The organism is Pleionea mediterranea (genome assembly GCF_003148745.1).
Classification (GTDB): domain Bacteria; phylum Pseudomonadota; class Gammaproteobacteria; order Enterobacterales; family Kangiellaceae; genus Pleionea; species Pleionea mediterranea.
Genome location: NZ_QGGU01000018.1, coordinates 1 through 23,726, shown reverse-complemented (window position 1 = coordinate 23,726; position 23,726 = coordinate 1). Strand labels below are relative to the sequence as shown.

Here is a 23,726-nt window from a genome sequence, read left to right as displayed (position 1 = left end):
GAATGTTTGGGTTTCTAAAAAAAGATAATAATACTGCTGAAGCACAAAGTTTGCATTCCTCGGTTGGCTACTTGGGAAAGATGCCTCTATGCCCGGATTTTGTGAAGTATCAAATAAGACAACGAGAAACAATTGCATTTGATAATTGGTTACAAGATGCCTATGCCTTGTACTCACGTCAGCAGGTCGAACATACCAATAAAACGGAGTCAATGCGTAAGCTTGGGTTTGCCTTAAGTGGCAGTGCAGACGAACATTGCATTGCAGGAATGATGGCTCCGAGTCAGGATAAAAGTGGCCGTCATTATCCTTTTGCCATTTTAGCGGTACTGGTTGAGCCGAGTTTAAAACAACACGGAGTGAACTTGGTTCAGGGAAGCTGGCAATTTACACAGGACTTACGTGAACTTTGGAGCAGCTCCTGGATGCAAAGCAATCTGCAGTTGTTAAATCAACAAGTAGCTGATCTTGAGCAGCGACTACGCGGTATGGAAATGTCAATGGATCCAATGAAAGTGCTTGCTTCACTGCGTGATGTCAGTCTTGGAGAACTGTTTGACCGAATGTCAATTGAACTCAATGAACGGTCTGCATTTGTTGAAGCTTGCTCAAATATTTTGCGCGGTATCAGTCATCGAGGTACCCGCCGTACACACTTTGGTGTCCGCCTTCCGTTAGGTAAGGATGTTGACTTTCAGTTGATAGTGTTTTGGGTGTTTTTAGTTACAACAATGGTGCGAGAGCCAAATTGGCGCCCTCAAGTATATTGGGCATACCCTGATAATCACTTTAATGCTGAGCTTAATGTGTTTTTTAAACCAATATCAGCAAGTTATTTTTCACACTTAATAAGCGATCATCCTTACGACGATTATATTTTAGATGTAACTAAGGTAGCAAAAAATATTACCAATATATCCGAGTTCTCACGCGATATTGCTAACTATGCCCATTTAAACGTAATAGATGCTGCACGGCGATGGAGCAAAGAGTCATGAGTGATTTAAGTGTAGATAAAATCATTACTAAGTCAGAGTTTATCGCTGAACAGTGGATTGAACAGGCAACAGCTGTTATTGGTGATAAAGACGATGGCTTTCATGGTGTGGGTGATGATCCCCGATATGAAGATGAATTTAACGTCATAAAATATCAGTTAGGCAATTTAAAAGGAACCGATTATCACAAGCTGCTTAAAGCCAGCAGTACTATTTTGTTCAAAAAGGCAAAAGATTTGAGGGTTGCCGGCTACGCAACTTTGTCAGCTGCTCGACTGTATGGTGTAAAAGGTTTTGCTGCGGGTTTAACGGTATGTTGTTACTTTATGACCGAGTATTCCGAGTATTGTCATCCTGTAAAAACCAAACAACGAAATAATATATTAAATTGGTTTTCTGAACAGCAAAAGAAGTTTATTCGATTCATTGAAGAGGATTTGAAAACAGCTGACGATAAATGGATTATAGCGTTAAGTCAGCAGCTTAAGAGCTACCAGGATAATATTCGCATGGTTATTGAACCGTCACTAGGTAGTTTAAAAGATGTTGAAAAACTGGTGGGCAAACACGTCAAAATTATTGAAGAAAAGAATGAAAAAGCGTTGCAGCAGGAACAGCAACAGTCAGAAGGAACGAATGATTTAGCAACAACCCCGACAGTTGAGTCTGAATCGGACCAACAAAATAAACCCACTTCGACAATGAACGAGTCGTCGGATGCTTCCAATGTGTCAGGTATTACTGCCAAGGCTCCCACTATCACTAGCGTTCAGTCCGATACTGAACTCATGTTTTCAGTAAGAGAACTTATAAAATATTTTAAAGAGCAAAAAGATTTTGAACGTATGGTTGCTATGAGCCGTGGTGTGCGATGGGCAAGCCAGCCATTACCACCCAGTGACAATGGTAAAACTCGTGTTCCAGCATTGCGACAGACAGCATTTGCCGAGTTGAATAATTTGGCATCAAAAGAAGATTGGGAGCAAGTGTTTTACAAAGCAGAAGCAATATTTATGGAAGGTGGGGCGCATTTGAGTTTTGACTTGCAACAAATAAGTGCCAATGCAGCACGCAAAATGGGGCGCCAATCGTTAGCCCTTTTGATTGAAGGGCATTTAAGCATATTGATTAACAAGTATCCCGAATTGATTCAATTAAAGTTCAGTGACGGAGAGCCTTTCTGTTCACCATCGTGTCAATCATGGATTGAAGCTTTTCAAAACAATGATTCAAATGAGAGTAATGGTGAGCAAAGTAAGCTAAACGAAATTTCTCAACAAGCGGCTAGTCTTTGTCAGGAAAAAAACTTACCGACTGCACTTGAATATATCGCGTCAGTGGGAGCTTCAAGCGAACTGGAAGCTGCCGAATTAAAGTTAATGCAAGCTCAATTTTGTTTAAATAATCATCGAGAAGAAGCCGCCTTATCCATATTGAAGCAATTAGAAAGTAAAGTAGATAGCCATCATCTCGACAGGTGGGCACCCGATTTTGCTATGAATGTCTGGCGTTATCTTGACAGAGCAATGCAAGCTTCAAACCAGGATTCAGAAGCGTCAGAGCAGTATATAAAGCAGTTGCGAGACAAAATGTTTGTTACAAATCCATCAAAAGCAACGCAGTGGTTATAAGTTAAAAGGTTTAAATTTCATGCCATTAGGATATGGCTTTATCACAGGAGGAAAGACTGATGTCAAATAGTTTTCAAAATGAAATTCCACGCTCGCGGGTCAATATTGCACTTGAGCTGGAAACTGGTGGAGCAAAAGTTAAGAAGGAATTGCCTTTAAAGCTTTTGGTGATGGGTGATTTTTCAAACGGAAAAAGTGATGAAGAGTTATCAGAGCGTTCACGAATTACAGTTAAAAAAGATAATCTGGAAGACGTGTTAAAAGACATGTCTCCAGAAGTTAAGTTTAATGTCGCTAATAAAATTAGTGGCGAAGAGGATTCGGAGATTGGAATTAACTTAACATTTGATTCGTTTAAGTCTTTTCAGCCTGAACAGGTGGCAGAGCAAATTCCTGAGGTTAACACCATGTTAGCCATGAGAAACTTGCTAAAGGATCTTAAGTCTAATCTTTTGGATAATTCATCGTTAAGAAAAGAATTAGAGCGTGTGCTTGCCAGTAAACCTGAACTTGAAGAGCTAAAACAGCATCTACAAGACTTGGCTCCGCTAAGTCAGAAAAAGGCTGAAGCGGAAACTGAAGGGAAGGAGGGTTAATCATGGCTGTTCAACAAAATATCAGTGCCGCAGAAAAAACCGAACAACTGGAAGCGGATAACACTTATTCTCGTCTTTGTCAGATGGTTGATATTACGCCGATAGAAGAGCAAATTAGTATTTCTGAATTTCGCAATTCAACAGTAATGGCTGAAACTTCCATGGAGCAGCGTTTAACCGCAGCACTTAATGTGTTTCTTGAAATGGCGTCTAAAAATGATGTTGCTATTGCCAAGATCGATAAAGGCTTGTTAGATGCCTACATTGCAAATATTGATGAGATTATTTCTGCACAACTCGATGAAGTGCTGCATCACCAAGAGTTTCAAAAAGTTGAGTCGGCATGGACCGGGTTGAAGTACTTAATTGATCGTACACCTGCCAGCAACAACCTTGTTTTTGAAGTGTTGGATGTAGACAAAGAGACAGTGCGAGAAGATTTTGAAGAAGCACCCGATACAACTCAATCTGGATTATATAAACATATCTATGTTGATGAGTATGATACACCCGGCGGTGAACCTGTTTCAGCTATTGTATCTAATTTTGAATTCGACTGTTCGGCACCCGATGTAGCACTACTGCAAGAAATTTCACGTGTATCTTCAGTGGCTCATTGTCCATTCCTTGGTGCTGTTGGCAATAAATTCTTCTTTAAGGACTCAATGGAAGAAGTGCCAAAAATTCAAGATTTAGACAGTTACATGGATCGTGCTGAATATATTCGTTGGAAGTCTTTCCGCGAAACAGATGATGCGCGTTATATCGGTATGGTTTTTCCGCGCTTTTTACTTCGCCTACCTTATGGTGAAAGCAATCCTATTCGTGGTTTTAATTATGTCGAAAATGTTGATGGTAAAACTCATGATAAATATTTATGGGGTAATGCCAGCTTTGCGTTAGCGGTGAATATTGCCAAGAGCTTTGTTGATAACGGTTGGTCAGTAAATATCCGTGGTCCCCAGTCTGGCGGGAAAGTAGAGAACTTGCCTTTACACCATTATCAGGCAAGTAAAGGTACAGAAACTAAAATCCCTACGGAAGTACTTATTTCAGAAACCAAAGAGCTGGAATTTGCAGAAAATGGTTTTGTACCACTCAGTTATTACAAAAACAGCGATCACGCGTGTTTCTTTTCGGCGAACTCTTCGCAAAAGCCGGTTGAGTTTGATTCACCGGAAGCAACCGCTAACGCCAGAATTAATTCGCGCTTGCCTTATATTTTTCTGGTAAGTCGTCTGTCGCATTATTTAAAAGTGTTGCAGCGTGAAAATATTGGCTCAAGCAAACCGCGGCATGAGTTAGAGCAAGAGCTTAATGACTGGTTGCAAACGTTGGTCACAAAGATGAATAACCCGGATGAAGATCTGATTGCAACCCATCCGCTTAAAGATGGGCGTGTTGTTGTTGAAGAAGTGCCGGACAATCCTGGTTTTTACCGTGTCAGCATGTGGGTAGTTCCTCACTTTCAGGTGGAAGGTGTTGACGTCAAACTCGCGTTGACTGCTCAGTTACCGGGCGAAGAGTAGTTAATTCCTAAAAGCCGATGGCGGGTGGTTTATTTAACTCGAGTCGGCTTTGTTTGGAATGTCTCTTGTGTGTCAGACAATGTTGTCTAAGAGACGCTTGCACTTATGTACAAGTACGACATGTTGGATTTATTTATTGATACCTAAATGGAGGTTACAACATGGCAATTCCAGCCTATATGTGGATGAAAGACGATCAGGGAAATGACATAAAAGGATCGGTAACTGTTGCTGAGCGAGAAGGTTCAATCGAAGTTATTCATTTCGACCATGAGCTTCGCATTCCAACAGATAACGATACCGGTGAGCTGACAGGTACTCGTAAACATGAGCCATTTGTGTTTACTAAGTCTATCGATGCTTCATCTCCTTATATGTACAAAGCTTGCTCAAACGGTCAAACGTTAAAAGAGCTGGTATTACGCTGGTACCGTATCGATGAAACAGGTACGGAAAAGGAATATTTCCAGCACAAGCTTGAGAATGTAAAGATTACATCTATCAAGCCAAAAATGCATAACGTAAAAGATTTGGATAAAGAGCGTTATCCTCATCTTGAAGAAGTTGCAATTCGTTATGGAAAGATCACCTGGAACTACCTTGAAGGTAATATTGAGTTTTCTGATAGCTGGTCAGAAGGTCGATAGTTTTAGGTTTAAGAGGTGTGTTCTTCACACCTCTTTATGAGCTTTAAAGGAAATAAAGTGGCATTGCTTGATATTTTAGAAAATAGAACCAACTTCACAGAGTCAATGAGTACAGCAAACAGTATTCGTTTGCACATTACCCGCTTGTTGAATTCTCGCCAAGGTGTTTTGGAGCACCTGAACGATTATGGTTTGCCAGATGTGGAGTCCATTTACGGCGATTTACCCTATAGTCAGGACGATCTGGCCATTGCGATTAAACGGGTGTTGGAAAAATATGAACCAAGACTTAAGCGGGTAACTGTCAGGCCACGAGATAAACAGGATTATGAGTGCATATTACGCTTTCAAATTGATGGCATGATGAACACTGGTGAAAGTATTCAAATGCATACCTATTTTGAAGAGTTGGGTAAAGCTCGAGTGAAAAATATTTATACAGGACGTGCTCGAAATGCAACAGTATTTTGAATCTGAAATGCGGTTATTGCAAGATGCCGCTCAGGAGTTTGCAGAAAGCTATCCGGAACAGGCCGGAATGCTTAATCTTAAAGCATTAAAAGATCGCGATCCTTATATAGAGCGATTGTTGGAAGGCATGGCTTATTTAACTGCGCATGTTAAAAAGCGTATTAATGATGGTGTTCCTGATATCTCTGAAAACATACTTCGACAAATATGCCCATCACTGACAAAGAATTATCCTTCAACTTGTGTCGTTGAGTTTTCACCTAAAGCAAGCTTGCAGCAGTCGAGTATTATTCCAAAAGACTCCGAGCTTCGCAGTAAACTAATGGGGCGATTTGGCACACAGTGTCGATTTAGAACGTGTTACGACACTCCGATTATTCCCTTGAAGATAATGGATGTAAACGCTGAAGAAAAAACCAATGGTGGCTGCGTTTTACATATCCATATGCGCTGGAATACACCTCATGATAAAAGTAATTTTGATGTATCAAAACTACGATTATATTTACACGCTGATCCCGGATTAACTCATACACTACACCAGGCATTAACTGAAGGTGTTCAATCCGTCACAGTGAATTACAGTCAGAAACATCAACCAATGCTTCGAACAATTGGTAATCAAGCTGCTTTAGTCAGTGAGTTTTTGCAGCCGACAGATAATGTATTGCCCGATCACAATACATCACATCCGGGATTTAACCTTCTACAAGATTACTTTTGTGCCCGGGAACGTTTTTATTTTGTTGGCTTGACAGGCCTTGATGGTATTGACTGGGAGTCTGCTGACGATCACTTTACTATTAAAGTAGACAGTGATATTTCGTTGCCAGCAGGTACGCGGCTAAGTGCGCAAAATATTGTTGTTAATTCGACTCTTGCCATTAACCTGTTTGAATCTGAGAGTGAGCCAGTCGGCTTAACCGCTACTCAAATGGAATATTCAGTCAAACCAGATGTGACTCAACCGGAAGAAGTTGAAGTCTACAGTGTTAATCATGTGTCCGGTTACGACAAAGCAACGGGAAACAGCCATCTTTATCAGCCGCTTTATCAAATTACTCCAACGAATAATGAAAACAGCGGCCAATTCTTTTTTAATGAGATGGTGCGTGATCCTGGCAGTGGTCGTATGTCAACATTGTTACAGATTAATCCCGGCTCTCACAATCAGTCTCATGTACTGAGTTGTGAAATTACGGCCACTAATGGACATATTCCACGTCAAACCATGCAGCACGGTGATTTGTGTCATGGTGGCAAAGGCTTCCCAAGTATTGCGGAAGTAACCAATATTACCCGTCCTTCACAATGTTTAACCGCTCCTGAAAGAAAATACTTTCAGTGGCAATTAATTTCCTTACTTTCGTTAAAAATGTCGAGTGTGACTAATCCAGAGTCATTACAAAAGTTATTAGCGTTATTTGACTGGAGTGAACGTAGTGAAAACGCCCGTCGTATTGAAGGAATAGCCGCTGTTAATACTGAGCCTTGTACAAAAGTTATACGTGGAGTCTTTCGTCAAGGCATTGAAGTTGAAATTCACCTGAATGAAAAGAATTTTTCATCGAAGGCTGATATGTATTTATTTGGCAAGGTGTTGCATGAGTTTTTCACTATGTATACATCCATTAATGAGTTTGTACAAACTCGAGTTGTTTGTTTACCCGGATATAAGGAGTTTTTATGGCTGCCCCAAGTTGGTCAAAAGTCTCCCCTGTAATTCAAAGCTTACTGGACGATGCACCACAATTTGATCTTTACGTTGCACTGTATTATCTGGAAACACTTTGGGATGCCAACAGTAGTTTAGAGCAGGGTGAGCGTAAGCGGATTCGAGTGATTCCTGATGAAAGTCTTGCATTCCCCGCTTCAGATATTAAACAGTGTGATTTAAATTTAGATAAACGTCGAATTGAACTAAAAGTCAGATTTTCAGGGTTGTTTGGTGTTGACTCTCCCTTGCCTCAATACTTTATAGAAGCTGCGATGGGGCAAAAGAATGATGATTCAAATGACTTTAATGATGAGTCAGGAGAGCGGGTAAGAGAATTTTTAAATATTTTTAATCATCATTTTTATTGTTTGATGTATAGCGCCTGGAAAAAATATCAGCCTGTTTTACCTGGGCAAGGGCAGCAAGACTATCTAAATATACGATCTGCATTAACCAGTAATCGAGACTTATCAAGCAGTGCTTTACCTTTGTATGGTTTAACCTCACACCGTGTTGAAAGCGCAGCTTCAGTACAGGTTATGCTGCAATACCTTGTTAAGAATTTTACGGTTTCTGTGGATGATCAGGTTGAGCACTGGGTCGAAAGTTTAGGCTCGGGAGCCATTGGTAGTACTGATGTGGGATTGGGGCAAGGCATGACGGTTGGTGAGCGTATGCTTGTGGTTGGTGGCAAGGTTCATATCCATATTGGCCCTATGAACAGTCATGAATGTCAGTCATTTTTGCCGGGTGGTCATAAGGCCTCTGAAATACAGGATGTGCTGGAAAGTTATTTAAAACCTTCAATTGATTATGAATTGATTTTATTGGTGAAGTCAGAAAGTTCACCGGTTCAACCCCTAACTGGGAATGGTTTACAGCTTGGTAGTACAACATGGTTAGGGGAAAACCCTGCAATGGAAAGACGGATTAAAATTTCTCGTCGACAGCTAAAACAGCAACTACCAGTCAATTCATCATTAGTTGCAAAAGCCGCTTAAAAAGGATTCAACATGGATAATCAAAGTTTAAAACAACTGCTTGAAAAACTTAATGGGCATTGTGCGCAAGCACTTGAAGTATCAGCCGGTTTTGCGGCTTCAAGAGGGCACTTTGAAGTGAACAGTGCACACCTTTTGATCAAACTGATGGAAGATGACAACGTAGGTGATATTGAACGTGTATTATCATTTTTTAAGGTCGATATAGATCGATTATGGCATGCCTTGATTAATTATTTAAACGATCAACCTGCGGGTAGCCATAGTAAGCCCGCTTTCGGACGAGAGCTGTACCAGTGGCTTGAGCAGTCATGGCTTGCAACATCACTTCATTATGGTGCAGATGAAATTCGTAGTGTGGCCCTGGTTGATGCTCTCACCGAACATGCAGGACATTTTGGCTCTATTGATATTATTGATTGTTTGTCAGCAATTAATTTAAATGCGTTACGACAAAATTATCAAGAAATATGTCAAGGCAGTATTGAGTCTAAAAGTGCTAAAACTCAGCCTAAAGCTCATTCGATTGATCCTGGTGGCAATCAAGCTGATACGGTATTGGCGCAATACACTCAAGATTTAACAGAAAAAGCAAAATCAGCCGATGTAGATCCGGTTCTGGGTCGTAACGATGAAATTAGAATGATGATTGATGTGTTATGTCGACGTCGTAAAAACAATCCAATTATGGTTGGAGAGCCGGGTGTAGGTAAAACAGCCGTTGTCGAAGGCTTGGCACAAAAAATTGTCGCTGGTGAAGTTCCAGACGAGCTAAAGTCAGTAAAACTTTTAGTGCTCGACTTAGGTATGTTACAAGCCGGAGCGGGTGTAAAAGGCGAATTTGAACGTCGTCTCAAGCAGGTGATTGATGATGTTAAAGCCTCTCCAATTCCTATTATTTTATTTGTAGATGAAGCGCATACATTAATTGGTGCAGGCGGAGATGCGGGGACTTCTGATGCGGCAAATTTATTAAAACCTGCGTTAGCTCGCGGTGAGTTGAAAACCATTGCTGCAACAACCTGGTCGGAATATAAACAATATTTTGAGAAAGATGCGGCATTAGAAAGACGCTTTCAGTTAATAAAAGTTGAAGAACCTTCAGAGTCTGCGGCAATTTTAATGTTGAGTGGACTCAAGTCTCAATATCAGCAACACCATAATATTCAGATCACAGACGATGCTATTGAATCTGCTGTTCGTCTGTCCAGTCGTTACATTACTGGCCGGCAACTGCCGGACAAAGCGATTGATCTATTGGACACCGCAGCAGCAAGAATTCGTATGGGACAAGCGGTCAAGCCACAGAGTGTTGATGCGGCAGAAGAGCATATTGCCTATCTTAATCGACGTTTAACAGACATGTCTGCAGAGCAGGCGGCAGGTTTAACTATCGATAAGGAGTTACAACAACAGTTTGAAACAGAACTCAGTGAGACAGAAGTTAAATTAACAGAGCTGTTATCGAATTGGAGTGAGCAAAAAGAATTGCTGACAGAAATCCATAATGGAAAAACAGAACTGAATCATTATCAGAATCAGTTAGAAACAGCTTCAGGCGATGAAAGCGATGATCAGAGTGACAATAGCATTGTCTCTCTAAAACAAGCATCAGTTAAAAAACGCCAACAACTCAAGCTGCTGAACAATGAACAAATTAATATTCAACCAGAAGTGAATGCTGATGCCATCGCATCGGTTGTCTCTGAGTGGACTGGTGTTCCGGTTGGCGCCATGCTGAAAGATGAAATCAATAGTTTAATGAATCTAGAATCGATTCTTTCTGAGTCAATTATTGGTCAGGATGATGCATTACAAGTTATTGGACAAGGTTTACGAGTTAGTAAATCTGGCTTAAAGCCTTCTGAATCACCGGTAGGGGTATTCTTACTGGCTGGCTCCAGTGGTATTGGAAAAACAGAAACGGCCCGTGCTATTGCTCGTCAATTATTTGGTGATGAGCGATTTATGACCACAATTAATATGAGTGAATACCAGGAGTCGCATACTGTATCGCAATTAAAAGGATCGCCTCCCGGTTATGTTGGTTATGGTGAAGGCGGCGTTCTAACTGAGGCTGTACGACAGCGTCCTTATTCGGTTGTTTTACTCGATGAAGTAGAAAAAGCCCATATCGATGTTATGAGTTTGTTTTATCAGGTATTTGAACGAGGCTTTATGCGAGATGGTGAAGGCCGTGAAATTGATTTTCGTAATACCATAATATTAATGACAACAAACTTGGGAAGTGACGTGCTAATTGATCGCTGTATTTCACCTGAACAAGTTGATAACCATATCAATGGTGACACTAACATTGACGAGCAAAGTGATGTGATTAATCCTTCTAATATTGAGGGTGAAGATTTAGCGTTATCACAAGCGTCGAATATTGAGTCGGAAGATTGGACAGCACCTTCAAATCGTGAACTTATCGATCTCATTAAACCATCATTACTGTCACACTTTGCACCTGCATTAATAGCCCGTATGCAAGTCGTACCATTTCGACCATTACAGCGCAATGAACTGAAACAAATCGTTGCATTGAAACTTGAATCCATGGCGAATAATTTATTGCAGCAACATAAAATGGAATTAAGGATTGATCAACGGGTGTTGGAACAGTTAGCGGATCGCTGTGTGGTATCCGATAGTGGTGCACGCATGGTCAATGCTGTAGTGGAGCAACAGTTAATGCCCAGTATAGCACGCAGTTTATTGTCCTTTATGGTTGATGACGATATGCCCGATGTATTAACACTAAGCATTGATGATGAAAATGAATTGCAAGCAACCTTTTCTGATCGTCAACCCGGCGTTAGCAAACACGTCGCTCATGGGTAACTGGTTTTAAGCAGTAAGTTGCACGGCGCATTAATTAAACACTTTATGTGCGATCAATATTAAGTGATTGAAAAAATTAGCGAGGGATAGGTTATGGGTGTTTTTTCTGCCTCTGGTGTGGCGAATCAACAACATTATTTTATAGATGTTGCATCAGTTCCAGAAGGTTCAATGGAGCTTGTTGAATTAAGCAGTGATGGCTTTTCATTGTCTTCAGACTATCAGATAACGGTTACCGCTGTATTAAAACTACCGATTGCTATTGATGGATTAATTGGTAAAAGCATTTGTATTAGCACCTTGTGGGAAGGTGATAAAAGTTACTGGCATGGCGAAATTATTCAAATAATGGAGCAGGGACAATCTCATGATGGCGAACAAGTTCAATTATTGCTGGCTTCACCGTTCTGGAAGTTAAAACAACGACGTCATAACCGTGTCTTTTGCAATAACAGTTGTCTTGAAATTACAAAGCAATTATTAACCGAAGCTGGAATTCAGCAAAAAATCACCTATGTGGGAGAAGCGCCAACAAAACCTTTTGTGGTTCAGTATGAAGAGTCAGATTATGATTTTATACATCGACTGTTGGCGCATCATGGTTTTTACTTTGCCTTTATTCAAACTGAGCAAGATGTCGATATCATTATCACGAATCAAATTTCTGAAGTTAACCAGGCGTTACCTCAAGTAAATTTGCCGTTTATTGCCCATAGCGGGCAAACTCGTACCAGCGAAGCTGTGTTTGCAATGACTCGCCGTACAAGGCTTCTGACTCAGTCGGTGCAACTTAATGATTACAATTATGAACAGCCGACAGAATTATTTGTTCAGACTCGCAACCAAAATGAGGTTACAGGTTCAGGCAATCATTATTATTATGGTGATAATTATCAAACGATTGAAGAAGGTGAGCAAGTTGCTTTGTTTCGACAACAAGCTCTCGACTGGCAACGGCAATCAATCATTATCGATACAGATTGTCGAGGATTACAACCCGGTATGACTCTAGAAGTTTTGCAACACCCAGAATGGAGTGGTGTATGGCAAGTAATTTCTGTTGAACATTCTGGTAATCAGAAAGGTGCATTAACCTTTGGCAATATTGCCAGTGGTCTAACTTATAGAGGGCAGGCAACACTAATACCGGCCGGAATGCCTTTCCGTTGTCCCGTTGCATCACCGCGACGTATTACCGGTACTTTTAGCGCGAAAATCTGTTCTGGACTCGATGAGCAAGGTCGTTATGAAATTCAAATGGGTTTTGATCTGCAGAAATCTGGCAGTCACCCTGTGCGCTTAATGCAGCCTTATGGTGGTTCCAATCATGGCATGCATTTTCCTTTTACAGAAGGAACCGAGGTTGTCGTCACCTGTGAAAACGGTGATCCGGATCGCCCGGTCATTTTAGGTGCTTTGTATAATTCTGAATCTGTTAACCCGGTTACATCAAACAATCCGACCGAAAATATTATTACTACACGAGCCAATAATCAGTTGATTCTTGATGATAAGCGAGATGCGGCACAAATAAAGCTGCATACGGACAAAGAAAAGAATCGTTTGCATATGGATGCAACGTCAGAAGCGCATCAAATTGGTCTGGTATCAGAAGAAGGTGAAGTTCATCTCACCGCTGGAACAAATATGATATTTCAGGCGGGTAAAAATCAAACTGTTGAAGTGGGTGGAGAGCATTCAATAGTCGTGGCTAACGATCAAAAGTTAATGACTGAGCAAGGCAGTATAAAATATCAGTCGGCAGACAAAATAACTTTTTCCGCGGAGTCTGATATAGATTGGCAGTCAATAAACGGCGGACTCGACATTTCTGCAAAAGAAGATATTGCACTTGAAGCAGGGGAAAGCATAAGAGTTCATGCTGTTAATGGTAATGTGGAATGGTTATCAGAAAGTGGTGATTTAATTTTAAATGCCGATGCCAATATAACATTTAAAAGTAGCGGCAATGGTGTTTTTCAAATAGCTCAGGGTAACGGCAGTATTGAAATTGATAGCAGCGGAAACTTGATTATAGATGCACCAAAGGTAGAAATAAATGCCGATAACATTGCTATTAAAGGCAATGCTATTGGAAATAATTAAAAAGGATATTTTAGATGAATAATATTGTTTCTATTACAAATAGCGTCAACGCATTTAACACTGCCATAGTTGAGTCAGTCAAGGATGGCAGAGCATCAAGGGTATTATGGACAGAGAAATCAAGCAGTGTACTTCCTGTTTATGGGCATTTATCTCATGTACCTGCTGTAGAAAAGTTTGATGAAGTATTGGTGCAGGATACTGAGAAAGGTGTGGTTGTGGTAGGTGTTATTGTCAGTAATCAGCAACCTCCAGCCGCACGAATTGAAGAAGAAAATGGCGTTGTTACTGTTCGAGGTGCTAAAGCGGTTCGTTTAGAAACTGAGCAGGCCTCCATTGAAGTGACTTCTGACGGCAAAGTAGCGGTTGATGGCAAACAAATCTATCAACAAGCAGAACAGGCAATGACGCTGAAAGGCTATCCAATCGAGCTTAATTAATAGTATGCCATTGTTCCCTTTTCTTTCTCAGCATCAGGAGCAGTCAGCTCGATTGCTTAAACAGCGGTCTTCATTGCTTAAAAGACACGCCGTTGAAAGTACCACGCTACGTTCAATTGAGCAGCGAGTTCTGACGCACTGGTATGCCATGGTAAGTGCTCATAATATGGGCGAGTCGGTCAGCGATGACGAGTGGCTTGCGCTTATTACGCCTCTGTTCGATGCAAAATTAAATTCAGCAGCAGGAATTGACTGGTTAAAGACTGTTTTTAATTCGACAGATAAAAATGCAGTGGATATTGATAAGGTTGCTATAGTTGTTCAACTTATTCCTGAAGCTTTTCAATCTGATTCGTATGAGAAATTAATGGATTCCGTTGAACACAATAGAGGCTTGTTATTTCGTTGGGCCAGCTTGCTGGGTTGTTCATTGTCGCAAGAATGTATTAATCGAAGTATTCACAGTGATGATCCCATTGAACGTGCCTCGGCTTTGCGTTACGCCGTTTACCAATCCAGCGTACCGGTAAGCTTTTTTACCGATAAGACAAATCACCAGTTGAGTCGAAATCGTCCTGATGAATTGGCTGATTGGTTTCATGGTGCCTTATTGCGTAATGCACCGGCTGCGGTGGAACAAATTTTACAAACAGTTAGCGAAATTCCTACAAATGCTGGTCAATATGAATTAATCCGTTTATTGGCATTGAGCAGTGATGAAAAATGCCTGCCGGTATTACGACAGTATTGTGAGACAGAGCCTGACAAAGGCCCCTGGCTATTAGCATTGCATGGTTTGCCAACAGCAATAGAGTTATTGATTGATTTACTTAATCAGCCAACTGTCGCTCACTCGGCAGTGCAGGCATGGCGTTGGTTAACTGCACAGCCACTGCCTTTTGCTGACATACAAGAGCAAATAAAATCGGTTAAACAGACAAACATTCAATTACCACATGAAGCCAATCAACAGGCTGCAAAAAAATGGTGGTACGCACAAAAAGCCAACTGGTCCAATAATATGGCTATGTGGCAAGGAAAACCCCGAACGGCCGAATTGTTAAAGCAAGAGTATTCTAATTATCGAGGACGGATTACCCAAGATCTTTGGGATATGAAACTTCTTACAAGTCGGATTGTTTCTCATGAACCTGCTCAGTTACGCATCTCTTACTTTGAACAGTGCCAGAGCGCAGTTACATCATCCTTCATAGGAGAGACCGCGTGATTGAATTGAACAATCAGTCAAACTGGACTGCCGGATTATTCCCCGCATGGAGCTCACAAGGTGAAAAGCAATACACAATCGTGGTTAAAAAAGTTTATGAGTACAATAAAGAAGGTAAGGTTGTTGAAGCATCGGTTACACCGGAGCTGGTAATGACTGATGAATACGCTGGCGAACCCGGTGAGTCAACCGTCATCTGGCCTTCAGAAATTGTGCCCTTTAAATATGGATCGGAAGTTATCGTTACCGGTAAAGCATTCCCTCCTGTAGCGCAACCTCCGCTCGTCATGGAAGCGACGGTAGGGTTGCAATTTCCCAATGGAAAGCACTGGTCTAAGTCGATTATGGTGATAGGCGAAAGACAGTGGCAATCCTCTTTACTGGGAACGGTAGCTTCCGATCCATCCTATCTTAAACCGATTGATTTAATTTATGAATACGCGTTTGGTGGAAAACATCCAACAAATCAACAAAAAGTTTTTGCAGAGAACCCTGCAGGCTGTGGTTTTGAACTTTCCGGGCGTGTTGCCAAGGGGCATCCACTGCCACAAATTGAAACGCCAGGAAAATTGATACGAAAAGCAGGGCAGCAGGTACCGCCTGCTGGCTTTGCTGCTATCGCGCCCAATTGGTCTCCACGATTAGAGCGTAATCCTGACATTGATGACGATGCGTTGGTAGCAGGCGAGTTTCCTTATAGTTCAAAAACCGATATTAAACTGCATAATCAGGCTCCAGAAGATCAGCAACAGGAAACATGGACAGACAAAATGTTCACGGTTCAGTTAAAAGGTTTAACTTCGAATCTGGATTATCGTAAAACTCTGTCGTTAAATTTATCCCTTATACAGCCCGATGTTGCTTTGCAATCAAGTGAGCATGCTAAACATTTAAAATTACTTTGCGATACATTGATCATCGATACTGATCAGCAAACCATTACCCAACTTTGGCGTGGATCAGTACTAGAAAAAGCGTTGAAACAGCCATCATGGATAACGGTTTTAGACGGTAATGATCAAGAAGCAATTGATCAAACAGATATTGAACAAGCCGATATTGAGCAGGAAGAGAGTGTTTATGCCTAATCAGATAACCAGCTCTCTGTATGTTCGCGTGTCTAACATGGTATCTACCTTGGGAAATAATCCCGAAGCTTACTGCTGTGCAATTGATGCAGGTTTTACACAAGTTAAACCTCAATCCGACTTTGCATTAGTGGTTGGCGATAGAGATTATTCGTCAGGCATTATGCTCAGTCAGCTGGATGGATTACAAGGCATGAGTCGTGAGCAGCGCATACAGTTGTTATTGAGTGAAATTGAAATTATCACGCCAACAAATTCTGTATTGCTAACACTTATACCTGATGAGCTTAGTGAGCGAATATTAAAAAGTTTATCGGAAGTACTGATTGATTTTACTCACATAGAAGCACTTGCTTCCGATACGTCACTATCGGTCATAATTGAGAAAGTGTCGTCATTGCTGAATGATCAAGGTCACGACTCTGTGATGTTATTAACAGCAGACTCATTGATCGATTTCAACACTTTATTTAAAGCTGGCCAGTCAATACCTTTGGCCGATAACACAGGATTACCCGGTCTTATACCGGGAGAGGCCGCTGTGCTGCTTGAGCTGAGTAAAACGCCGCTACCTGATTCAGTAAAATTAAAATCAATTGTTGGAGAGGCAGCTCTGACAGACAACAAAAAACGAGTGAAATCGATTCGAAGCTCGATACAACAACTGCTATTGGAAATGTCTGAGAGTGCAGTTGCAATGCAAAAAGCTGGTATTAAGCACTATGACTCTCTGGTAGTGGATAATCCTGCGTTTGGAGCAGAAGTTGAATGGCACGGCATACGCATGAATTTGTCTCCAGCTGAAAAGCGTCAGTTACCAAAATTGCCCTTGTACCCAACACGACAACATGGATTCCCCGGAGTTACCAGCATCTGGTTATGTCTCGCTTATTTACAAGGAAAGCGAGACTTTCCCTTTACAACGCAACCTCCCTGTTTATTAATTGATGCGACTCAAAAACACGAACGCAATCTTTTGTTGGTGGAGGTTGAATACGATGAACAAGGATATTTATCATGAGTTACACTCAGGCCTTTGATGGACGAGAGCAAGACTCCGTCGATTATGTGGAAGACAATAGCATTACCACGCGAAGTGGCGGTAATCTTGCCTGGCGTTGCAATAATCCCGGCCTTATTCCGCCAAATATGGACGCTAATGAAAACGATTGTATTGGAAAAGCACTCGGTATTGCAGTCTTTCCGGAAAAGAGCTCCGGAGAAGATGCTTTATTGGCCTATTTAAATAACCCAAGATTTCAACGCAAAACACTTCAACAGTTACTTAATATTTTTACTCCCACCTATGAGATCCCGGCACCGGAATGGGATGAGCAATCAAACCGAATGATTAAGCCATGGCTTGAACCAGAAACCGGACTTGATGTAGAGAAAGTGCCCACTGAAGATGAGCGCGAAACAATTGCTGACTTTATTGCCGACTTTAATGGTTGGGATTCGGGCAGTGAATCGACAGAAGAGTTAGAATCAGAGGCAAAAAAGCGTACGGTAGCAATGATGAGTGGACAGAATGTCATAATTAATGGTCGCAGTGCTGTACACAAAGATTCAGGCGGAATGTTAAATACGGTAGACATCTGTTTAACACCATCCAGTAGCGGCTCAACACCTGTTCCTTATCCCAACATTGCCATGTCAACAGATGCTGACAAAACAGCGTCGAGTGTAAAGATTAATGGCAATCCTGCCTGTCATGTTAAATCAGTATTTTCAAAAAGTGCAGGTGACGAACCGGGCAGTCAAAAAGGACAAAAATCAGGAACCATCCAGGGAGAAGCCAGTTTTTTAATGGGTTCAAACGATGTGAAAATTGAAGGCGAAGCGGCAGTACGAGCGATGGATAATATGGTGTCAAATAAAGAAAATACGCCGCCCGCACCCTTAATGCAACCAACCACACCTCCGCCACAAACAGCGAGTATGGAAGAAAAAGAACAGCGGGATATTGCTGAAGGGAAGGATAAGTCAAGTGTTACAGTTATTGGAGAATGGGCATGAGCTTGATCGATCAAGGTGTTTTACTATTACGTGATCAAAACGGTGGGCAAAGAACAGCGTTAATTAATAATGTATGTGACCTCAACGATAACGCTCACTCCTGTACTTTTAATGGTATCCCTCGAAGCAATCAATATGACTTGTGTTTGCGACAAGTTGATCCCATTTATCAATTTAATGAAATACCACTAGGTGAGTTAATATCTGTAGCTGGTGACGAAGAACAAGATGAATGGGATACAGTTCTTGTGCCCACCAGTGTTCATACTTTGAGTGAGCCCGATGCTATAGAGTCATTAGTTGATGAAGAAGACAGACAAGGAATTTATCCTAAACGAGAGCTGGCTGAAAAGTTTTGCCGTCAAGGATGGTTGTATCTGTACGTGAACGGGTATTTGTGGCGAGAAATTAAAGTTCTGGCTAATGGTTCAATGCAAGATGTTAACTTAAGTTTTCGTAAAGGACTGGCAACGGAACAAAGTGATGCAAGTCCTGATGAAAGTCGGATCGCAACATCCAATAGTAACTCACTGTTGCTCCTGCCCTATAAAATAAATGGTGAAGAAACAACCATTCAGGTTGCTTACTCTGAAGTTCAGTGGAGTTGGGAACAAGTAACGTTAATGGGGGGGATGAATCCTGACGATCCAAGGTTGAACCAAGGAGTTCCATTACGAGAAGAACAGTTATGTAAAAATTTATCACTGGCTGAAGAACTTCGAAGTAAACGGTTTACTGAAGTAAGTGGTTTAGAGAATTACACAAGTAAATTTGACATGTCAGAAGGGCCAATAGGTGCATTTGATGAAAATGATATTGGACAGGAAAGGTACAAAAACAAAGGTATAGCAAAATTGTATTTAAGTGACTCTATTGGAGTTGCTAGAACTTTGTCAGAAGAATATAAATACCTTCGAGAAGTAGTGCATCGAATTTTACATTCATATGTTTTAGAGGATGATAAAAGCGCCAGCGATCTAAAGAAAGGCGATAATAGTGCTTTTCATAAGCGTCAATTGGCTTTAATGATTCAAAATACTTTTTATCAGCAAACACAAGTTATTAAAAACTCACCCTCCACTACCGATGAAGCAAAAGAATTTGCTGAAAAAATGACTGGCTGGAAAGAAGATAGATTAAATGAGCAAGCTTTTAATGACTATTTGGAAAAAGAAGCACTCATTGAAACTGCTGAACTAATTGCTATTGCAAAGGACAGGCTAATTACATTTCTGGAAGATATAGAGTCAGTTGCTAACTTTTCTGTTTGTGCATACGACTTTTTTTATCAGGATGCAAGTAATTACGATGCGGGGTTTGAACTGGTAAGAGAAGTAACAGAGTTTATTAAAGAGCATCCCGCAAGCCAGTTTCTACCGTTGGTGGACGATAATGATTGGCTAGAGGATAAGAGTTTTGAAGACAGAGGGAAAGGGTTATTGCTGCAGCTGCTGGGCACTCATCCAGACAAAGAGGCTCATCCATTATTCGACTGTCTTTTTCCACCAGAAAAAGATGAAGAAAACTTAGTCGCCGAAGCCTGTTTAAGAGGAGATGAATTAAAAAGTGAGCAAGAGGACAAGATGAAGCCACTTTTTAATATTGAAAAACTGGAGCAAGCCATTAGTTACAATATAAGTTCGTCAGAAGTTGATGGTTTTCAAGCAGCTCGTCGTATGGCTCAAGCTGTTAATGGTTTTTTATTTAATGTTATACAGTTACCGGAAATAGCAGGGGAACTTGGTCAGTCGACAATACAAGATGCTGAAGGTCGAAGGCAGTTAACCGAGCAAGATATACAACGTAATGAACAAAAAATTCAGCAGAATCAACAAGACATTTCTCGTTTGAATGGCGAAATAAATAATAATAGTCGGCGTTATCAGGATTTATCGTTAGAAGTAAGGTTGCTTGAGCGTGAAGCCGCTCATTTGAATGGCACAAGTGAGGCAGAAAAACGTCGGCAATTAGAGGTAAATACTGAAATCGCAAAGCTTGAAACGGAAAAGGCAAGGCTTTCTGCGTCGATCCATGAGCTCGATATGCAAAAAAAGCGTCTGTCAAAAAGCATAAAAAAACTTGAGCACCATAATAAGTCTATTAAAGGACAAATTCAAAGTGGTCGAAAATTTATTAATGCATCATTTCAAGACGCTGGGGCTGGTTATTTTAAAGCAATTATTAGACTACAAGCTTTGCAAGAACGCCTTTACAGTGGCCGCGAGTTTGAAGGTATTAGTCATGATGCTAACAAGTACTTTAAAAATCAGATACCTTCGTCGCATATCAGTGTTTTTCATCATTTAAGAGAGCCTCGTACAAAAGAGTGGGATTCATTTATTAGAGAAAATGCTCCTCGAAGGGGTAAAGGCAAAAATGTCACTCAAGTTGCGACTTATTTGCCCGGTGTGGGTGATTTAACCAAACTACCTCTAGATTCGGCTCTATTGTTGTCTAAAAACCTTCAAATAATGAGCAGCACTGCCAAACAGCGATTAAGTAAGAGCGAAAATGCTGCTGAAGTGATTTCTAAGTTTTATATGATGAAACGTGGGTCTCTTACTGAGCAAGGTAGAACGATTGAAAATCGTATCGTTGAGCTAGAGGGTAAAATAGATCGCAATGAATCCCAGTTATGGTTAAAAGGCCATCAGCTTGAAGAGCAAGAGCGTTATAATAACCGTACAAATCCTCAGTTAGAGAGTGAGGTTGCAGACATTGAAGCTGAACAAAAAAAACTACTAAGAGAAAATGAACAATTAAACCGACAGTTGGCCAGTGAGGTGGAAGAAGAAAGTCGACTTAAAGGTTCTACTTTTGCCCATCATGGTGCGAAAGGCGGTAGTTGGATTACTGCGGCAGGGATTGGTATTAGTGGATTGGTTGTTGCTCTGGAGATTTATAATTTAAAAAAGGCAGAAGATACATATAATCAAAATCAAAGTACATATAATCGTGCCGTTAGAATAGGAGCCCGTCTCGATTTGCTTGCTGAATTATTCCTTGCGATTGAAAATATTGCCATGATATCGGCTAAAGCACGTGGTAGTAAACCTGTTCAATTAAATATTATGCGATTTCACAGCCATATTGCTGCGGCAACCAGTAAAATTAAGTTGGATGCAAGTAAAAGAGCTGTGAGGTCAATTGGCGTTCGCGTTGGTTTAGGCATGTTTAGTTTAGTAGCTGTAGGAGCGTCAGTTTATAGTGCAGCTATGTCCTCAGTTGATGCTTACACACGTTTTAAAAAGGGCGATATTGATTCTGGAATTGGTGCAATAATGATGGCGTCAGGCTTTTTAGGAACTGCAATAGGTGTTTATACTTTATTATCAAGCTCAACATTTTTTCTTTTCTCAGCTATTGCAAGTCCTTTAGGAGTTATCGGCTCAATCGCTTTAATATTGACAGGACTTTTGATTCATTACTGGTTTATGGACCCTCCATTATCTGACTGGTTAGAAGCCTCTCCTTGGGGGAATTCACCATTAGAGATTGATACTTATTTACCTGCTAAACATTGGGCAGAAAATGGAAGTATTAATTATGAACATATTCTTCAAGATTATTACACTTTAATGTTTAGTCCTAAAGTTAGCATGGAGTATAAAGGTGCGGGCGCTTCATTTGGCGAGTATGGTCAATTTGCACCCGACTTTTTATCAATCGATTTAACTTTACCAGGGTTCGAACCGGGTCGTTCAGAGTTTGATATGGAGTTATGGTACAAACTTCGTAATGGAGACTATAACTGGGTTAATGGCTTTGATGTTAAAGACGATTGGTCGCGACTGGATTTAATGGCTGCAGCTGATTCTGTTATGCAAAATGATATAACCCTGAGTCAAGAAGAAATTCATGACAACAATGCTGATACATCAGAGGATAAGCAGGATACTACATGGGTTGATGAACTGAGAAGTGTTTCAAACTCGCCAGATAATTCACAAAAAGATATAGCCATCGTCGCAGCATTCTGGCGTGCAGCTACTCTGGAGATTAAACCCAACTATCAAGGCTGGCAAATAAAAGTGCCATTCAGTTTTTTGAATAAAATGGTTCAGTTAAAAGTGCAACGGGGCACTAATGTCGAATTAGACTTTAAGTTACGATTACGCTATTTTCCTCATGGTAAAGGAGAAAAGGTTATGAAACAGGGTTCTATAGAGCATGTGTTACCCAATCCTAACTTGTATGATAGTACGCTAACCGAAGAAGCTGTCGAAAAAAATCGAGAAAATCACCTATATAAAGAAGGTAATGATATTTGGCTGGAATACACTTTACTTAATATTGAAGAAGAATCACCAAGAGAAGTGCTAATTCAGCAGTTAGAGCATGAAGAACGTACAAATAGAGTATTAGATAATTTGTCCAAATCTAATGCTTTTGGCTAATTGATTGATATAAGAGTAATAAATGGATAATTCAGATAGGTCAAAAAACATAAGCAGTAAACCTGAAGTGATCGATCCAGAATGGGAAAAAATCCATTATTCGGAATACGATCCTGATGCGTTAACAAATATTGACTTAAGCGTTACAGAACAGGAAAGTGATCTGGAAGTTGGTACAGCTAAGTTAAATAAGTTTTATGTTGGGCCCTTTGAGCCAGCCCCTTTTGATTACACTCACTTTCAAAATCATCATTATGTATCTGATGGTCGTTACTTGGCAGTGTTGTTTAGGGCTGGCGCTCGATTTCATTTGTCTTTTATAGCTTTTTTCTTTTTCGGAATGACATTTATTATTCCGTTTATTTGGTTATTGGATGTGATATTTTCCTGGAGCTTTCATGCCGGCTTTCTACCTGAGTTAACATTTGTTGTTGTGGTGTCGGGTATAAGTTTTGTTGTTAGTAGAGTTATTTCATATTTTGCTAAAAGAATTAAAGGTATATGGTACCTGTTTGATAGAGAGTCAGGGTTGGTTTATTTGCCTTCTACACAATCCTCGGTAGTACCGCTGGGGACACCTGAGACGACTATCGCATTTGATAAGTTGTATGGCGTAGTCAAGGGTTTGTTCAGTGCATATGGTGGTAGTACCTTCCACGGTATGTTGGTTTCTGCTTATCGGCCTAAGAATTCGAAGTACAAAAACAAACACGTATTTACCAGCATTGCGGTTGAATCTCAAACGCATGATGGTGTCGCCGGCTTTCCGGAGACTTACACCATGCTTTGTCACTTTATGGATAAAACTAAACCATATCCCGATTCTCTACGCCGTATGATTCAGTTGTATCAGGATAAAGGTACCTATATTAATGGTGAGCCTTTAAAAGAAGAAGATGTTATCAATGAAAAACTCTACGACTTTAAGTTAGAGCGTGTGATTAATCCCTGTGGAATAATGTATAAATACATCAATGAGTGTCTAGAAAACAACAAGCCTGTTGATTATGA

17 protein-coding genes are annotated in these 23,726 nt (G+C 40.6%); all 17 read left to right on the top strand.

From position 1 onward, the window contains the following. The first annotated feature begins 2 nt into the window (after nucleotides 1-2). Nucleotides 3-998 (top strand): type VI secretion system-associated protein TagF, encoded by a 996-nt coding sequence (gene tagF, locus C8D97_RS17555; RefSeq protein ID WP_109765117.1) that lies wholly within the window; start codon nucleotides 3-5, stop codon nucleotides 996-998. Further along, nucleotides 995-2,629: a TssA family type VI secretion system protein gene (locus C8D97_RS17550; RefSeq protein WP_170115295.1), complete on the top strand. Its 1,635-nt coding sequence runs from the start codon at nucleotides 995-997 to the stop codon at nucleotides 2,627-2,629. The genes tagF and C8D97_RS17550 overlap by 4 nt, the downstream gene beginning before the upstream one ends. Before the next feature lie 32 nt (nucleotides 2,630-2,661). Further along, complete coding sequence (gene tssB / locus C8D97_RS17545; RefSeq protein WP_245411491.1) at nucleotides 2,662-3,225, top strand: type VI secretion system contractile sheath small subunit; 564 nt, start codon at nucleotides 2,662-2,664, stop codon at nucleotides 3,223-3,225. Between the two features lie 2 nt (nucleotides 3,226-3,227). Next, entirely contained in the window at nucleotides 3,228-4,754 is a 1,527-nt protein-coding gene (tssC, locus tag C8D97_RS17540; protein WP_109765114.1) for a type VI secretion system contractile sheath large subunit, read from the top strand. Between the two features lie 161 nt (nucleotides 4,755-4,915). Beyond that, entirely contained in the window at nucleotides 4,916-5,401 is a 486-nt protein-coding gene (locus C8D97_RS17535; RefSeq protein ID WP_109765113.1) for an Hcp family type VI secretion system effector, read from the top strand. Nucleotides 5,402-5,437: 36 nt separating this feature from the next. After that, complete coding sequence (tssE, locus tag C8D97_RS17530) at nucleotides 5,438-5,872, top strand: type VI secretion system baseplate subunit TssE (RefSeq protein ID WP_109765112.1); 435 nt, start codon at nucleotides 5,438-5,440, stop codon at nucleotides 5,870-5,872. Beyond that, on the top strand, nucleotides 5,856-7,595 hold the full coding sequence (gene tssF, locus C8D97_RS17525) for a type VI secretion system baseplate subunit TssF (RefSeq protein WP_109765111.1): 1,740 nt from the start codon (nucleotides 5,856-5,858) through the stop codon (nucleotides 7,593-7,595). Before tssE ends, tssF begins: the two co-directional genes overlap by 17 nt. Further along, entirely contained in the window at nucleotides 7,559-8,590 is a 1,032-nt protein-coding gene (tssG, locus tag C8D97_RS17520; protein WP_109765110.1) for a type VI secretion system baseplate subunit TssG, read from the top strand. The genes tssF and tssG overlap by 37 nt, the downstream gene beginning before the upstream one ends. A gap of 12 nt (nucleotides 8,591-8,602) precedes the next feature. Then, nucleotides 8,603-11,437, top strand: coding sequence for a type VI secretion system ATPase TssH (gene tssH, locus C8D97_RS17515; RefSeq protein WP_109765109.1), 2,835 nt, complete (start codon nucleotides 8,603-8,605; stop codon nucleotides 11,435-11,437). Nucleotides 11,438-11,530: 93 nt separating this feature from the next. Beyond that, complete coding sequence (locus tag C8D97_RS17510) at nucleotides 11,531-13,543, top strand: type VI secretion system Vgr family protein (protein ID WP_109765108.1); 2,013 nt, start codon at nucleotides 11,531-11,533, stop codon at nucleotides 13,541-13,543. 14 nt (nucleotides 13,544-13,557) lie between these two features. Continuing rightward, nucleotides 13,558-13,983 carry a hypothetical protein gene (locus C8D97_RS17505; RefSeq protein ID WP_109765107.1) on the top strand — a complete coding sequence of 142 codons (426 nt, stop codon included), beginning with the start codon at nucleotides 13,558-13,560 and terminating at the stop codon, nucleotides 13,981-13,983. A gap of 52 nt (nucleotides 13,984-14,035) precedes the next feature. Further along, nucleotides 14,036-15,211, top strand: a complete 1,176-nt coding sequence (locus tag C8D97_RS17500) for a hypothetical protein (RefSeq protein ID WP_146196176.1) — start codon at nucleotides 14,036-14,038, stop codon at nucleotides 15,209-15,211. Then, nucleotides 15,208-16,299 carry a DUF2169 family type VI secretion system accessory protein gene (locus C8D97_RS17495; protein ID WP_170115294.1) on the top strand — a complete coding sequence of 364 codons (1,092 nt, stop codon included), beginning with the start codon at nucleotides 15,208-15,210 and terminating at the stop codon, nucleotides 16,297-16,299. Before C8D97_RS17500 ends, C8D97_RS17495 begins: the two co-directional genes overlap by 4 nt. Continuing rightward, nucleotides 16,292-17,320 carry a hypothetical protein gene (locus tag C8D97_RS17490; RefSeq protein ID WP_109765104.1) on the top strand — a complete coding sequence of 343 codons (1,029 nt, stop codon included), beginning with the start codon at nucleotides 16,292-16,294 and terminating at the stop codon, nucleotides 17,318-17,320. Before C8D97_RS17495 ends, C8D97_RS17490 begins: the two co-directional genes overlap by 8 nt. Beyond that, the gene (locus tag C8D97_RS18480) at nucleotides 17,317-18,318 is read left to right on the top strand and encodes a DUF4150 domain-containing protein (protein WP_245411490.1); all 1,002 of its coding nucleotides are present in this window, start codon (nucleotides 17,317-17,319) and stop codon (nucleotides 18,316-18,318) included. Before C8D97_RS17490 ends, C8D97_RS18480 begins: the two co-directional genes overlap by 4 nt. After that, nucleotides 18,315-22,715 carry a toxin VasX gene (locus C8D97_RS17480; protein WP_109765103.1) on the top strand — a complete coding sequence of 1,467 codons (4,401 nt, stop codon included), beginning with the start codon at nucleotides 18,315-18,317 and terminating at the stop codon, nucleotides 22,713-22,715. Before C8D97_RS18480 ends, C8D97_RS17480 begins: the two co-directional genes overlap by 4 nt. Before the next feature lie 22 nt (nucleotides 22,716-22,737). Next, a partial coding sequence (locus C8D97_RS17475; protein WP_146196175.1) for a hypothetical protein occupies nucleotides 22,738-23,726 on the top strand: 989 nt, incomplete at its 3' end.